General features: G+C 67.3%; 19 protein-coding genes. 18 read left to right on the top strand and 1 reads right to left on the bottom strand.

Annotated features, from left to right (window positions below):
- Positions 1-18: 18 nt before the first annotated feature.
- From hemB to OHQ90_RS00810, 6 genes are all read left to right on the top strand, one after another.
- Complete coding sequence (hemB, locus tag OHQ90_RS00835) at positions 19-996, top strand: porphobilinogen synthase (protein ID WP_328406628.1); 978 nt, start codon at positions 19-21, stop codon at positions 994-996.
- Entirely contained in the window at positions 993-1520 is a 528-nt protein-coding gene (locus OHQ90_RS00830; protein WP_328406626.1) for a hypothetical protein, read from the top strand. The genes hemB and OHQ90_RS00830 overlap by 4 nt, the downstream gene beginning before the upstream one ends.
- Positions 1521-1856: 336 nt before the next feature.
- On the top strand, positions 1857-2450 hold the full coding sequence (locus OHQ90_RS00825) for a hypothetical protein (protein ID WP_328406625.1): 594 nt from the start codon (positions 1857-1859) through the stop codon (positions 2448-2450).
- The gene (locus OHQ90_RS00820) at positions 2447-2707 is read left to right on the top strand and encodes a hypothetical protein (RefSeq protein ID WP_328406624.1); all 261 of its coding nucleotides are present in this window, start codon (positions 2447-2449) and stop codon (positions 2705-2707) included. Before OHQ90_RS00825 ends, OHQ90_RS00820 begins: the two co-directional genes overlap by 4 nt.
- A 74-nt stretch (positions 2708-2781) precedes the next feature.
- Positions 2782-2967 carry a hypothetical protein gene (locus tag OHQ90_RS00815; protein ID WP_328406623.1) on the top strand — a complete coding sequence of 62 codons (186 nt, stop codon included), beginning with the start codon at positions 2782-2784 and terminating at the stop codon, positions 2965-2967.
- Positions 2968-3127: 160 nt separating this feature from the next.
- On the top strand, positions 3128-3355 hold the full coding sequence (locus tag OHQ90_RS00810) for a hypothetical protein (RefSeq protein ID WP_328406622.1): 228 nt from the start codon (positions 3128-3130) through the stop codon (positions 3353-3355).
- Positions 3356-3392: 37 nt separating this feature from the next.
- On the opposite strand, the gene OHQ90_RS00805 is transcribed toward OHQ90_RS00810, so the two are convergent.
- Complete coding sequence (locus OHQ90_RS00805; protein ID WP_328406621.1) at positions 3393-3776, bottom strand: hypothetical protein; 384 nt, start codon at positions 3774-3776, stop codon at positions 3393-3395.
- 215 nt (positions 3777-3991) lie between these two features.
- Here OHQ90_RS00805 and hemL point away from each other — a divergent pair, with 215 nt between their 5' ends.
- The 12 genes from hemL to OHQ90_RS00745 all read left to right on the top strand — a co-directional run bounded on the left by hemL (position 3992) and on the right by OHQ90_RS00745 (position 13366).
- A complete protein-coding gene (hemL, locus tag OHQ90_RS00800) occupies positions 3992-5329 on the top strand; it encodes a glutamate-1-semialdehyde 2,1-aminomutase (protein WP_328406620.1) in 1338 nt (445 codons plus the stop codon).
- A gap of 77 nt (positions 5330-5406) precedes the next feature.
- Positions 5407-6024 (top strand): histidine phosphatase family protein, encoded by a 618-nt coding sequence (locus OHQ90_RS00795; protein WP_328412439.1) that lies wholly within the window; start codon positions 5407-5409, stop codon positions 6022-6024.
- Positions 6021-6653 carry a TlpA disulfide reductase family protein gene (locus tag OHQ90_RS00790; protein WP_328406619.1) on the top strand — a complete coding sequence of 211 codons (633 nt, stop codon included), beginning with the start codon at positions 6021-6023 and terminating at the stop codon, positions 6651-6653. Before OHQ90_RS00795 ends, OHQ90_RS00790 begins: the two co-directional genes overlap by 4 nt.
- Entirely contained in the window at positions 6650-6883 is a 234-nt protein-coding gene (locus tag OHQ90_RS00785) for a hypothetical protein (RefSeq protein ID WP_328406618.1), read from the top strand. The genes OHQ90_RS00790 and OHQ90_RS00785 overlap by 4 nt, the downstream gene beginning before the upstream one ends.
- The gene (locus OHQ90_RS00780; RefSeq protein WP_328406617.1) at positions 6880-7116 is read left to right on the top strand and encodes a hypothetical protein; all 237 of its coding nucleotides are present in this window, start codon (positions 6880-6882) and stop codon (positions 7114-7116) included. The genes OHQ90_RS00785 and OHQ90_RS00780 overlap by 4 nt, the downstream gene beginning before the upstream one ends.
- The gene (locus tag OHQ90_RS00775; protein WP_328406616.1) at positions 7113-7979 is read left to right on the top strand and encodes a cytochrome c biogenesis CcdA family protein; all 867 of its coding nucleotides are present in this window, start codon (positions 7113-7115) and stop codon (positions 7977-7979) included. The genes OHQ90_RS00780 and OHQ90_RS00775 overlap by 4 nt, the downstream gene beginning before the upstream one ends.
- Entirely contained in the window at positions 7976-9694 is a 1719-nt protein-coding gene (gene resB, locus OHQ90_RS00770) for a cytochrome c biogenesis protein ResB (RefSeq protein WP_328406615.1), read from the top strand. The genes OHQ90_RS00775 and resB overlap by 4 nt, the downstream gene beginning before the upstream one ends.
- 2 nt (positions 9695-9696) lie before the next feature.
- Positions 9697-10668, top strand: coding sequence for a c-type cytochrome biogenesis protein CcsB (gene ccsB / locus OHQ90_RS00765; protein ID WP_328406614.1), 972 nt, complete (start codon positions 9697-9699; stop codon positions 10666-10668).
- A 48-nt stretch (positions 10669-10716) separates the two neighbouring features.
- Positions 10717-10959, top strand: coding sequence for a hypothetical protein (locus tag OHQ90_RS00760; protein WP_328406613.1), 243 nt, complete (start codon positions 10717-10719; stop codon positions 10957-10959).
- A gap of 127 nt (positions 10960-11086) precedes the next feature.
- The gene (locus OHQ90_RS39285; protein WP_442941286.1) at positions 11087-11386 is read left to right on the top strand and encodes a PIN domain-containing protein; all 300 of its coding nucleotides are present in this window, start codon (positions 11087-11089) and stop codon (positions 11384-11386) included.
- A 241-nt stretch (positions 11387-11627) separates the two neighbouring features.
- Complete coding sequence (locus tag OHQ90_RS00750) at positions 11628-12578, top strand: ATP-binding cassette domain-containing protein (RefSeq protein WP_328406611.1); 951 nt, start codon at positions 11628-11630, stop codon at positions 12576-12578.
- Entirely contained in the window at positions 12575-13366 is a 792-nt protein-coding gene (locus tag OHQ90_RS00745; protein WP_328406610.1) for an ABC transporter permease, read from the top strand. Before OHQ90_RS00750 ends, OHQ90_RS00745 begins: the two co-directional genes overlap by 4 nt.

Raw genomic sequence — 13366 nt, 5'->3', positions numbered from 1 at the left:
AGGCGTATCGTGCGGTTCATGACCGGAATGGACCGCCCGCGGCGGTTGCGCCGTACCCCCGCTCTGCGCCGCCTCGTTGCCGAAACGGCTCTGCAGCCACGGCAATTGGTGCTGCCGATGTTCGTGGCCGATGGCCTGGAAGAACCGCGGGAAATCAGTTCGATGCCGGGGGTGATGCAGCATTCGATGGATTCGCTGCGCAAGGCCGCCGTCGAGGCGGTGACCGCGGGTGTCGGCGGGCTCATGCTGTTCGGGGTGCCGCGTTCGGAGGACAAGGACGCCACCGGCAGCAAGGCCAGCGATCCGGACGGCATCCTCAACCGGGGCCTGCGTGCGCTGGCCGATGAGGTGGGCGGCTCGACGGTGCTCATGGCCGACACCTGTCTCGACGAGTTCACCGATCACGGGCACTGTGGTGTGCTCGCCCCGAACGGTGCCGTCGACAACGACGCGACCCTGCACCGCTACGTGGAGATGGCGCTCGCGCAAGCAGACTCCGGCGCCGACCTGCTCGGTACCAGCGGGATGATGGACGGCCAGGTCGGCGCGATCCGGCGCGGGCTGGACGCGGTCGGGCACACCGACACCGGCATCCTCGCCTACGCCGCCAAGTACGCCTCGGCCTTCTATGGCCCGTTCCGCGAGGCCGTCGGCTCCTCGCTGGAGGGCGACCGGCGCACCTACCAGCAGGATCCGGCCAACCGCAAGGAGGCGATCCGGGAGCTCGAGCTGGATCTGGCCGAGGGCGCCGACATCGTGATGGTGAAGCCCGCGATGTCCTACCTGGACATCCTTCGCGATGTCGCCGATCGCTCGTCGGTTCCGGTCGCCGCGTATCAGATCTCCGGCGAGTACGCGATGATCACCGCCGCCGCCCAGCGCGGCTGGATCGACCGCAGGGGCGCGATCATGGAGTCGTTGCTCGGAATCCGGCGGGCGGGCGCGGACATCGTGCTCACCTACTGGGCAACCGAGGCCGCACACTGGCTGTCGTGACGAACCCGATAGGCCCGATGGGCGCTGTGCCGCAGCCGCCCGCACCGCCGGAGGACATCCGGACCGCACGTCAATTGTGGTGGGGCGTTGTCGTTTTCGGCATTGTGCAACTCGCGGGTTCGATGCTGGCCGCGGTGCAGAATCGGCACGAATTCGCCAAGCAGATGTTCGACCAGATGCAGGAGAGCGATCCGAAATTCACCATGGCCACCGCCGACCTGATGGTGTCCTTGGCGTACGTGGTCGCGGTGCTGCTCGGCCTGACCATCGCGGCGGTCGCACTGGTGCTCGCGCACCAACTGTTCCTCGGCAAGCTGTGGGCGCGGACGCTGCTGACCTTCGTCGGCGTCTGGCTTGCGCTCACGGCGGTCGGCACCATGTTCGCGCTCGGTTCGGGGACCGCAGGTGTGGCCTCCCTGGTGGCGGGCGGCGCGGGCATCGTGCAGGGCGTGCTCGCGGCGGGTGCGATCTACCTGAGTCACCGTCCGGACTCGACCGCGTACTTCCAGCTGAAGCGCAGGTGAACGGGCCGTCGAGCAGGCGGTCGAGTTTGTCGGGGAAACGCCGGCATGTATCGTGAGGGTTGTCACAGTGGACTTGGGAACCGGTAGTTGCGTGTCAGGCGTTCGCTTATCTTTCGTGAGTGCGTTGACCAGATGGCTCCGGGGGATCGGAGGCATAGATGCGTGTGGTTATCCAACAGCCGCAGAGCATTCGGCGAGAATTGCTCGTCCTCAGCCTGCTGATTCTGTTCGGTGTGCTCACCGTCGCGGTACTGCTGATTCCCGGCATCGTCGGCTGAATCGTCCGCGTTCGATGGTCCTCCCCGTCGTCGTGATCGGCGCGACCGGGAGCATGACGTGAGCGATGTGGGGGTCGGCTCCGGCATTCTGTTCGCCGAACCGGGCGCGCGCTGGCGCTCGGTGTCCTACGGGCCGGGTCTGTGTCTGATCATTCTTTTCATCGAATTGGTGACCGCCACTGCGGTGCACTGGTTCGCCTTGATTTTCTGTGCCGCGCTGATCGCGGGTTTCGTTGTGTTGCAGGTGATCGCGGGTCGACGCCATGTGAGCGTCGAACTTACCGACAGCATCCTGCGCGAGGGCACCGAGACGCTCCCGCTGAGCGCCGTCGCCGCGGTGCTCCCCGAGCGCGACGAGGACTCCTGGGACGATGAGGACTGGGAGTCGGCGCGCGCGCTCGGCGAGCTGAGCGGGGTGCCGCGCCGCCGTGGCGGGATCGGACTGCGGCTGGTCGATGGTAGCTTCGTGCAGGCCTGGGCCAAGGACCACCGTGGATTGCGGGTCGCGCTCACCGAGGCGCTCCACCGGCAGCGCGGCACCTCAGGCACCGACGCCACCGACGGCATTGCCGATAGTGTCGACGAGGTCGATAGCGTCGAAGACCCCGGCGGCGCCGATGACCGACACAGCGAGAACGGAGCGGATCGTTGAGGCGAGAAATCGTAGTGTTCGGTGAGGTAGTCGTTGCGGTGCTGTGCCTGGTCGTTGCGGTGCTCAGCTGGCGAAACGGGTTGGTCACCACGTCATTCGCCGCCGCGGGCGACCTCCCGGCCCACAGTGCGACCCGCTATGTCGGTCCGTGGCTGCTGCTGGCGGCTTTTCTGGTCGCCATAGCCGGCATCGTCGGCATCGACGCGGGCGCACGCGCGCTGCGCGTCGTCGCCGAGCGTCCGTCGACCCGAGGCTGACCGAGCCGGGCAACCACCGGCGATCATCGCCGCCGCTGCTGTTTTACTGCGCCGATCGCGGGAACATCGAAGCCATGAAGCCGACGAGCCACACGATCGGCGTCGCCACAATGGCTCTCGCCGCTGCCGTCCCCGCCGAGGTCGCGCCGGTGCCGCCCACCCTCGGCGCCACTGCGCAGGCACTGCTGCACCTGCTGCCCGCGCCGCTGGCTTGTCTTGCGACCACCGGCTCGGCCGGGTCCTGCGCCGGGATCACCTGATGTGGCACGCTCTGGCGCGCAACCGCCGACTCGGTTACCGTGCACGTGCAGCCACGGCTGCTGTGGGCGGTGGGACGGCGCACAACGCTGAATATAGCGAATCTTTGTGTGGCCGTTAAGATTTCGCTGTGGTTCATAGTGCGTCGACAAAGGAATGCTTATGATCGGATTTGCTGGAAAGCTGGGTGCCGGGGTGGCCATCGCCGCTGCGGTCGGGATCGGTGCCGCGCCGGCGGGCGCCACTACATTGCCGCTGGAGCCCGCCGCGTTCGACACCGCCATGGTCGTGCCGGTCTTCGCGCCGGAGACCGGCTCCGCAGGCATCTACAACGGGATCATGTGCCGATTGCACACCATCTCGGCCTCGGTGCCGTGCATGTACACCTGAGCCGGAGACCCGGCTCGAGTGCGTGACCGGCCTCCGCTCAGTTCCACTGCTGGTAGATGTCCAGCACGCGACCGTCGTGGGTGCCGGGGGCGTTGATATACAGCGTGATGGTGCCGTCCGGGTAACTCGCGGCCTCCGTCATGACCTGGCGCAGCGAGGCGTGGACGTTGCCGCTGTCGTCGTGGTAGATCTTGGTGTCGGTCTTCAGACCCGCGCCGATCCGGTTCGGTGGCACGAGCATGGAGACCAGTGCGGGCAGCGGCCCGTCGGCGATGGCCGCCGTCTCCTGGTGGCTCAGATGCAGACCGACCCGGTCCGGCTGGCCGAACGGCTCCGCGGCGGCGGCTGTTCCTGCGCCGAGCAGTGCGGCGGCGGTGGTGCAGGCGGTGAGAACCGCGGCGGTGAAGATGGCAAACCGCATAGACAGACCCTTCTGGCTGGTAGATGGTGCCCGAATGTGGTGTGAGACGCACCGAGATTACGCATCAGCAATCATTCGGCGACCGATATTCGAGGAAACATGCCCGGCGTGTTGCGCAGGAGCGCCGCGTCGGTGCGCGACGCGCGCTGCGGTGTGGATCACTCCACTACACCCTGTCGTCGACTCGATCGGATCGTGCTGAGAGACTGGACGTCGTGAGTTCTTCTCCGCGCGCGACCAGGTCATCGGTGCCGGTTTCCGCTCAGCTCTTCGAACGGGCGATTTCGGTGATCCCCGGTGGTGTGAACTCCCCGGTGCGGGCGTTCAAGTCCGTTGGTGGCACACCGCGATTCATCGCTTCCGCCAACGGTTACACCCTCGTCGACGCCGACGGCCACGAGTACGTCGACCTGGTGTGTTCGTGGGGGCCGATGATTCTCGGCCACGCGCACCCCGCGGTGGTCGAAGCCGTGCAGCGCGCCGCGACCGGCGGGCTGTCCTTCGGTGCGCCGACCGAGGCCGAAATCGAACTCGCCGAGCTGATCGCCGAACGGGTCGCGCCGGTGCAGCGGGTGCGGTTGGTGAACTCCGGCACCGAGGCCACGATGAGTGCGGTGCGACTGGCCCGCGGCTACACCGGTCGCGCGAAGATCATCAAGTTCTCCGGCTGCTACCACGGGCACGTGGACGCGCTGCTCGCCGACGCCGGGTCCGGTGTCGCCACGCTCGGCCTGCCGACCTCGCCGGGCGTCACCGGCGCGCAGGCGGGCGACACCATCGTGCTGCCCTACAACGACATCGACGCCGTCACCACCGCGTTCGCAGCGAATCCCGGCGAGATCGCCTGTGTGATCACCGAGGCGGCCGCGGGCAATATGGGTGCGGTCGCGCCGCTGCCCGGGTTCAACGCGGGCCTGCGCGCACTGACCGAAGAGCACGGTGCGCTGCTGATCATGGACGAGGTGATGACCGGGTTCCGGGTCAGCCGCGCAGGCTGGTTCGGCCGCGAGGGCGTCGCAGGTGACCTCTACACCTTCGGCAAGGTGATGAGCGGCGGCCTGCCTGCCGCCGCGTTCGGCGGTCGAGCCGAGATCATGAATCACCTGGCCCCACTCGGCCCGGTCTACCAGGCGGGCACCCTCTCCGGTAACCCTGTCGCCGTCGCGGCGGGCCTTGCCACGCTGCGCGCCGCCGACGATGCGGTGTACGCCGCGCTCGACCGCAATGCCGAACGGCTCGGCGGCCTGTTCACCGAGGCTCTCACTGCCGCGGGGGTCGAGCATCAGGTGCAGTTCGCGGGCAATATGGTGAGCGTGTTCTTCGCCGACCGTCCGGTCATCGACTACGCCGCCGCCAAAGCCAGCCAGACCTGGCGTTTCCCCGCCTTCTTCCACGCCTTGCTCGACGGCGGCGTGTACGCACCGCCGAGCGCGTTCGAGGCCTGGTTCGTTTCCGCGGCGCTCGACGAGGATGCGTTCGACCGTATTGCCGCCGCCCTGCCCGCCGCCGCACATGCGGCCGCGGCCGCCACACCCGAAGGATCCCGCGCGTGAGCTCCGACCCCGATCAGCCAGATTCCGAAGAGCGCGAAACACCAGCCGCCGCCGATAGCGATCCCGGCGTCGAGACCATCGTGCACGTGCTGCGCCACGGCGAGGTGCACAACCCGAAGGGCATCCTCTACGGCAGGCTGCCCGGCTTCCAGCTTTCGGTGACCGGACGCGCGCAGGCCGGCGCGGTCGCGCGGGCGCTGTCCGATCACGACATCTCGCTGGTGATCGCCTCGCCGTTGCAACGCGCGCAGGAGACCGCCGAGCCGATCGCCGCGCAGCACGACCTGATCGTGCGGACCGATGAGAATCTCATCGAAGCGGGCAACACCTTCGAGGGTCTGCGGGTGTCGGTCGGTGACGGCGCACTGCGCAAGCCGCGGCACTGGTGGAAGCTGCGTGATCCGTTCACGCCGTCCTGGGGCGAGCCGTACCTGCAGATCGCGCACCGGATGCTGGCCGCGGTGAACAAGGCGCGGGTCGAGGCGGCCGGACACGAGGCCGTGCTGGTCTCCCATCAGCTACCGGTGTGGACGCTGCGCCGGTTCCTGCAGGGGCAGCGGCTCTGGCACGATCCCCGGCACCGGCAGTGCTCGCTCGCTTCACTGACTTCCCTTGTGTACCAGGGCGATACGCTCGTCGACATCGTTTACTCCGAGCCTGCGGGCGGTTCGGACCCCACGGTGCACGGCGCATGAGATCGGCCACCGTGTTCTCTCGGCCCGTGGCCCGGCGCCTCGCGCCGGTCCTGGTCGCCTGCGTGTGCTTCGTTGCCGCGCTGGCCGGCTGCTCGACCGGGACAGACGCGGTGGCCTCCGGCGGCACCTTCGAGTTCGTCTCACCCGGTGGCAAAACCGACATCTTCTACGACCCGCCGAGCGCGCGAGGCACCATCGGCACACTGGCCGGCCCCGACCTGATGACCGCAGGCAAAACCACCTCGGTCGAGGATTTCGCCGGCAAGGTGGTCGTGCTCAATCTCTGGGGGCAGTGGTGCGGGCCGTGCCGCGCCGAGGCTCCTGCCCTGGAAAAGGCCTACGAGGCGACCAAGGACAAGGGTGTCGTTTTCCTCGGCATCAACGTCCGTGATCCGCAGCAGGACAAGGCCCAGGATTTCGTGGTGGACAACAAGATCGGCTATCGGTCGATCTACGACCCGTCCATGCGCACGTTGCTCGCCCTCGGCGGCAACTTCCCGACCAGCGTCATCCCGACGACGCTCGTTCTGGATCGTCAGCACCGTGTCGCCGCCGTTTTCCTCCGGTCGCTCCTGGCCGAGGATCTCCAGCCCGTACTCGAACGTATCGCCACAGAGGACTCTCAGTGAACCGCACCCGCAGCCCGCGCGCCTGTCGCCCGCGGCAGGCCGCCCGACTCATCCGTGGAACATGGACCGTCGACGATCGCTGGGCGGGCGTGGCCTCGGTGCCGCGCAGCGCCGCGGCGGCATCGATGATGGATGTCAGCTGGGCCGAGGTCGACCCGGCGCCGACGGACACCGAACGGCAGGTGCCGATGCGCCGCGACGCGGAGCAGGCCGAGGAGGTGCAGTCGTGAACCGCGATCGCCGGATGCGCGGCGGCCGCGCCTGTCGTCCGCGGCAGGCTGCCCGGCTCGTCCGTGGCACCTGGCGGGTCGATGACCGCTGGGCCGGTGTCGCGATGGTGCCGCGCAGTGCCGCGGCGGAATCCTTGCGGGATGTCGCGCGCGACGAGGCGCCGACGGTCTCCGCCGTGCCGGCTGCCGAGCAGGCGACCACTGGCGATCCGCGAGGAGCGGAGTCGGCGTGATCGTGCTTGCCGGAGTGGGGGAGTCGTTCCAGCAGACCGCGGCGACCGGACCGCTGCTGCTTGCGCTCGGTGCCTGCATGCTGGCGGGACTCGTGTCGTTCGCTTCACCGTGTGTAGTGCCGTTGGTACCCGGCTATCTGTCGTATCTGGCGGGGCTGGTCGGTGCCGAGGCGCCGCCTGTCACCCCTGCCGAAGCCAAAGGTCGCGGGGGTAAGTCCGGTTCGGTGGCCGTTGCCGATCGGGCCGTAGTGTCCGCACCGCAAGTGGCGCGCAGTGGCCGGATGCGGGTCGCGGGCGCGGCCGGTTTGTTCGTCGCCGGCTTCACCGTGGTGTTCGTGCTCGCTACCGCGACGGTTTTCGGCGTGATCCACACACTGAACGTGAATCGTGAACTGCTGCAACGCATCGGCGGTGTGGTCACCATTCTGATGGGCCTGGTGTTCATCGGCCTGGTGCCCGCGCTGCAGCGCGACACCAGGATGGAGCCGCGCAGGCTGACCAGCATCGCGGGCGCGCCGCTGCTCGGCGCGGTGTTCGCGCTGGGTTGGACGCCGTGCCTCGGGCCGACCCTGTCCGGTGTGATGGCGGTGTCCGCGGGCACCGACGGGACGACCGCGGTGCGCGGGGTGGCGCTGATCGTTGCCTACTGCCTCGGCCTCGGCCTGCCGTTCGTGGTCCTCGCCTTCGGTTCGGCGAGCGCGCTGCGCGGCGTCGGGTGGCTGCGCCGCAATTCCCGCACCATCCAGATCATCGGGGGCATCCTGCTTGTTGCGGTCGGCATCGCGCTGGTCACCGGCGCGTGGGACCAGTTCGTCGCCTGGGTTCGCGATGCATTCGTCTCCGAGGTGACGCTACCGATATGACCGTGATCGACAGACCGGAGGCGCCGCACACTCCGCCGCGCCAGTCGCTGCCGGGTCGGGCGTGGGCGCTGGTGCGCAACACCTGGCGCGGGCTCACCAGCATGCGCACCGCGCTGGTGCTGCTGTTCCTGCTCGCGTTGGCCGCGATCCCCGGCGCATTGCTGCCGCAGCGCAGCCTCAACGAGCAGAAGGTCGCCCAGTACATCGCCGACCGGCCGACGCTCGGGCCGTGGATGGACCGGTTCGAGCTGTTCGACGTGTTCTCCAGCTTCTGGTTCACGGCCATCTATGTGCTGCTGTTCATTTCGCTGGTTGGCTGCATCCTGCCGCGCGTGTTCGACCACTACCGGGCGCTGCGCACGCCGCCGGTGCGCGCACCGCGCAATCTGGCCAGGCTGCCGCACCACTACGCCGAGACCGTCGAGCGGTCTGCCGACGAGGTGATCGCGCATGCCCGTCGGCAGTTGCGCGGCTGGCGCACCGAGGTGCGCGCCGGTGGGAGCGTCCGGCCCGGAGGCGGCAGCCTGCCCAACCACGCAGGGCCCGGCGAGCGAAGCATCGAGCAGAGCGGGCGGGACGGGGAGACCACTCTTTCGGCCGAGAAGGGGTACACCCGCGAGCTGGGCAATCTCGTCTTCCATCTGGCTCTGGTCGGGCTGCTGGTCGCCATCGCGGTCGGCAAGCTGTTCGGTTACGAGGGCAGCGTTATCGTCATCGCGAACAACGGTCCCGGCTTCTGCACCACCTCGCCCGCGGTTTTCGACTCGTTCCGTGCGGGCAATGTGAACGACGGCACCGGCATGACTCCGATCTGTGTGCGGGTCAAGGACTTCAAGGCCGACTACCTGCAGAACGGCCAGGCCGAGATGTTCACCTCGAATATCGAATACCAGGCCGGTGCCGACCTCCAGACCAACACCTGGCGCACCAGCACGATTCAGGTGAACCATCCGCTGCGTGTCGCTGGTGACCGGCTGTACCTGCAAGGGCACGGGTTCGCGCCGACGTTCACCGTCACCTTCCCGAACGGGCAGACCAGGACAGAGACCATCCAGTGGCGACCCGAGGATGCCCGGACCTTCCTGTCCAGCGGAGTGCTGCGGATCGATCCGCCCGGCGGCATGTACGCCACCGAGGCCGAGCGCCGCAAGAATCAGATCGCCGTGGAGGGCCTGTTCGCGCCGACCGCCCTGCTCCACGGAAGCCTGCTGACCTCGTCGTTCCCCGTCATGAACGATCCGGCCGTCGCGGTGGACGTCTATCGCGGCGACACCGGCCTCGACACCGGAAAGCCGCAGTCGCTGTTCTCACTCGACTCCGAGCAGATCAAACAGGGCAGGCTGACCAAGGAGGCCAGGGTGAACCTGCGCCCCGGCGAATCCACCACCCTGTCCAACGGCGCCAAGGTGACCTTCGACGGCGCACAGGAATTCGTGAACTTGCAGGTGTCACACGATCCCGCGCAGCAGTGGGTGCTGGTCAGTGCGTTGGCCATGATGGCGGGGCTGCTCGTTTCGCTGCTGGTGAAGCGGCGGCGTGTCTGGATCCGCGTCTACCCCGCCGATGCCGAAGCCGGTACCGTTGACCAACGACGCACCGTAGTAGAAATGGGCGGGCTCGCGCGGACCGATCAGGCCGGCTGGGGTGGCGAGTTCGACACATTGCGTGCGCGCCTGCTGGATCAGCAGTCCGGCACCGAGAACACGGGAGAGTGACCATGCCGATCGACGAGAACATCGCGCACTACAGCGATCTCGCCTTCAAGTCGGCGATCGTTGTGTACGCCCTGGTGCTGGTGCTGCTCATCGTGCAGTACGCCTCGGCGCGGACGCTGCAGGTCGTCGAGCGCGAGCTCGTCACCGCGGGCGGTTCCGGCGCGGACCGACCCGCCGTCCCCGGCCGCATCGAGACGCCGCAGGCCAAGCCGCTCGCGGAGCGCGCAGGCAATATGGCGTTCTCGGTGCTCGTCGTCGCGATCGCACTGCACGTGGCCTCGATCGTGTTGCGCGGCTTCGCGACCCACCGCTTCCCGCTCGGCAACATGTACGAGTTCGTCACCATGGCGACCGCGGCGGCCGCCGTCGTCGGCATCCTCTTCCTGCGTGAACAGCGCTACCGGGCCATGTGGGTCTTCCTGCTCGTCCCGATCCTGATCCTGATGTTCCTCGCGGGCACCATGCTCTACGCCGACGCCGCCCCCGTCGTCCCCGCCCTCAAATCGTTCTGGCTGCCCATCCACGTCACCATCGTCAGCATCGGCAGCGGCGTGTTCCTCGTCTCCGGCATAGCCAGCCTGCTGTTCCTCTTCCGCTTGCGCCAGCCCGAGGGCCAAGAATCCGCCACCATCCTCGGCACCATCGCTCGCCGCCTCCCCGACGCCCGCGCCCTCGACGGCCTCGCCTACAAAACCACCATCATCGGCTTCCCCCTGTTCGGTGCGGGAGTCATCCTCGGCGCCATTTGGGCCGAAGCAGCATGGGGGCGTTTCTGGGGTTGGGACCCGAAGGAGACGTGCTCCTTCATCGCTTGGGTTCTCTACGCTGCCTACCTCCACGCCCGAGCAACCTCCGGCTGGCGCGATACCAAGGCCGCGTGGATCAACATCGCAGGGTTCGTTGCGATGCTGTTCAACCTCTTCATCATCAACATCGTGATCAGCGGGTTGCACTCGTACGCGGGGCTGAACTGAGCGATTTCGCTGCTGCTTCGCAGTAGGTCGAACGGTACCCCGAGGAGCATGACCGCGGCCTTCGATGACATGAACCTCCGTGACCTCGTCGGCCTATTGACCGAAGAGGAGCAGCAGGATCTGCGACCTGTTGTGCTTCGCTTGGTGGTCAGCCACGGTAAGCCGGTCACAGACCGGGAAGCAGCGACCGAATCCAGACGGCTCTCGTTCGCTGGGACAGTCGAGGCCGAACCCGACTTCGCTTCCACGTCCCAGGAAGTGTTGTGGCGTGACCTCGGCGGCCGTGAGTGATCATTTGTGACACCGGGCCACTTCTCGCAATCGCCAACAAACACGACAGTGAGCACACGGCTTGTTACGCCGCCTCGAGCGAAGAGCGGGCCCCGCTGATTCGACCATAGTCACCGAAGTCTGCTACATGCTCGCCAAGCTCGGCGCACAAGCCGAGGCCGGTTTCCTCCGTTCGTTGGCGGCCGAAGAACTCCAGGTTGAACAACTCCTCCCCGCCGACTATGCGCGCATGGCAGACCTTGTAGTCCAGTACGGAAGGTTCCCGCTCGGTGCGGCAGACGCGTCGGTAATTGCCATCGCGGAACGGTTCGGGATCAAGAGGGTGGCAACACTTGATCACCGTCATTTCCGTCAGGTAGTTCCAAAACGCTGCGCCGCTTTGGAACTCGTGCCGGGCGAAGAGAAATTGACCAGGCGTCGACGGTAGTTACGTCGCTGGCCGGCCTGCCAGCATCGATCACGGTTCCAGACACAGGTGTTCACACGTGGCCGCGATCTGTCGATCTGGCTCAGCACGCGGCACTCGTGGGATTCCGGGTTTCATCGGGCTGGATTCGCGCGCTGACCAGTGCAACCTCGTGAAACCGTGAGGCAACCGCGGTGAATCCGGGGGGTCGCATTCTTTATCTCGACAGCGACCACGGGGTCGCGGATTCGAGGAGAAAGACATGATGACCAGCCCCCGCCCACCGGCGATCACGGCGACCGGACTGCGCAAGTCCTACGGTGATCACCAGGTGCTCGACGGCATCGATCTGAATGTGCCTGCCGGGACTATCTTTTCGTTGCTCGGCCCGAACGGGGCCGGGAAAACCACCACGGTGCAGATCCTTTCGACACTGATCGGTGCCGATGACGGCGAACTGCGGGTCGCAGGCCACGACGTCACCCGCGAACCCGATGCGGTTCGCGCCGCGATCGGCGTCACCGGTCAGTTCGCCGCGGTGGACAACCTCCTCACCGCCGAGGAGAACCTGGCGATGATGGCGACACTGCACCATCTCGGCCGGGCCGAGCGCAAACGCCGAATCGCTTCGCTGATCAAGCAATTCGACCTGGTGGACGCCGCGAAGAAACCGGCATCGACCTACTCCGGCGGCATGCGCCGCCGGCTCGACATCGCGATGGGCCTGGTCGGCGACCCGCAGGTGCTTTTCCTCGACGAGCCGACCACCGGGCTCGACCCGCGCAGCCGTCGCTCGGTCTGGCGGTTGGTCCGCGAGTTGGTCGCGGGCGGCACCACCGTCTTCCTCACCACGCAGTATCTGGAGGAGGCCGACCAGCTGTCCGACCGGATCGCGCTGATCGATGGCGGCAAGGTGGTCGCCGAAGGCACCCCGGAGGAGCTCAAGCGCCTGGTCCCGGGCGGCCACATCAACCTGCGGTTCACCGAGCCGCGTGCCCTTGCCCTCGCCGCGCAGATGTTCGGCGTCCTCGCCCGCGACGAGGGCGAGCTGACGCTACAGGTGCCGAGCGATGGCGGCGTCGATTCGCTGCACGCCCTGCTGGACAAGCTGAAAGCCGCGTCGATCCACGCAGCCGAACTCTCTGTACACACCCCCGATCTCGATGATGTTTTCCTCGCCCTCACCGGCAAGCCGAAGGAGTCCGTGCGATGAGCACCACCATGAAGTACGCCGTGACCGACTCGATGATGATGGTGCGCCGCAGCCTGCTGCACATCGTGCGCTATCCGTCGATGACCTTGCCGCTGATCATCTCGCCGGTCGTGTTTCTCCTGCTGTTCGTCTACGTCTTCGGTGGCACCCTCGGCGCCGGACTCGGCAGCTCGGGCGGTCGCGCCGACTACGTCAACTACGTGACCCCTGGCATCCTGCTGCTGACCGTGGCGGGTGCGGCGACGGCCACCGCGGTGTCGGTCTGCACCGATATGACCCAGGGCATCGTGGCGAGGTTCCGCACCATGGCCATCTTCCGGCCATCCCTGCTGACCGGGCATGTCGTCGGCAGCGTGGTGCAGACCCTGCTCAGCGTCGCGACGGTCATTGCGGTCGCCGTGGTCATCGGTTTCCGTCCCACCGCGAGCCCGGCCGAATGGCTTGCCGCAGTGGGCATCCTGTCCCTGCTGATCATGGCGATCACCTGGGTCGCCGTCCTCATGGGCCTGGTCAGCGATAGCGTGGAGACCGCGAGCAACCTGCCCATGCTGCTGATGCTGCTGCCCTTCTTCGGCAGCGGGTTCGTTCCCACCGACTCGATGCCGTCCTGGCTGGGCTGGATCGCTGAGCATCAGCCGTTCACCCCCGTCATGGAGTCGCTGCGCGGACTGCTGATGGGCACGGCTATCGGCAACAGCGCGTGGATCGCCATCGCCTGGTGCCTGGCCATCACCGCCGCGAGCTTCTTCGGCGCGAAGCAGCTGCTGAACCGCGAGCCCGGCCGCTAA

The organism is Nocardia sp. NBC_00403, assembly GCF_036046055.1.
Classification (GTDB): domain Bacteria; phylum Actinomycetota; class Actinomycetes; order Mycobacteriales; family Mycobacteriaceae; genus Nocardia.
This window is presented reverse-complemented; position numbering and strand designations above follow the sequence as displayed.

What these genes read in the sequence shown, in the direction of transcription:
- hemB (WP_328406628.1), top strand. Translation starts at nt 19, where the DNA reads ATGACCGGAATGGACCGCCCGCGGCGGTTGCGCCGTACCCCCGCTCTG.
- OHQ90_RS00750 (WP_328406611.1), top strand. Translation starts at nt 11,628, where the DNA reads ATGATGACCAGCCCCCGCCCACCGGCGATCACGGCGACCGGACTGCGC.
- OHQ90_RS00745 (WP_328406610.1), top strand. Translation starts at nt 12,575, where the DNA reads ATGAGCACCACCATGAAGTACGCCGTGACCGACTCGATGATGATGGTG.
- OHQ90_RS39285 (WP_442941286.1), top strand. Translation starts at nt 11,087, where the DNA reads ATGCTCGCCAAGCTCGGCGCACAAGCCGAGGCCGGTTTCCTCCGTTCG.
- OHQ90_RS00810 (WP_328406622.1), top strand. Translation starts at nt 3,128, where the DNA reads ATGATCGGATTTGCTGGAAAGCTGGGTGCCGGGGTGGCCATCGCCGCT.
- OHQ90_RS00790 (WP_328406619.1), top strand. Translation starts at nt 6,021, where the DNA reads ATGAGATCGGCCACCGTGTTCTCTCGGCCCGTGGCCCGGCGCCTCGCG.
- OHQ90_RS00760 (WP_328406613.1), top strand. Translation starts at nt 10,717, where the DNA reads ATGACCGCGGCCTTCGATGACATGAACCTCCGTGACCTCGTCGGCCTA.
- resB (WP_328406615.1), top strand. Translation starts at nt 7,976, where the DNA reads ATGACCGTGATCGACAGACCGGAGGCGCCGCACACTCCGCCGCGCCAG.
- OHQ90_RS00815 (WP_328406623.1), top strand. Translation starts at nt 2,782, where the DNA reads ATGAAGCCGACGAGCCACACGATCGGCGTCGCCACAATGGCTCTCGCC.
- OHQ90_RS00805 (WP_328406621.1), bottom strand. Translation starts at nt 3,776, where the DNA reads ATGCGGTTTGCCATCTTCACCGCCGCGGTTCTCACCGCCTGCACCACC.
- ccsB (WP_328406614.1), top strand. Translation starts at nt 9,697, where the DNA reads ATGCCGATCGACGAGAACATCGCGCACTACAGCGATCTCGCCTTCAAG.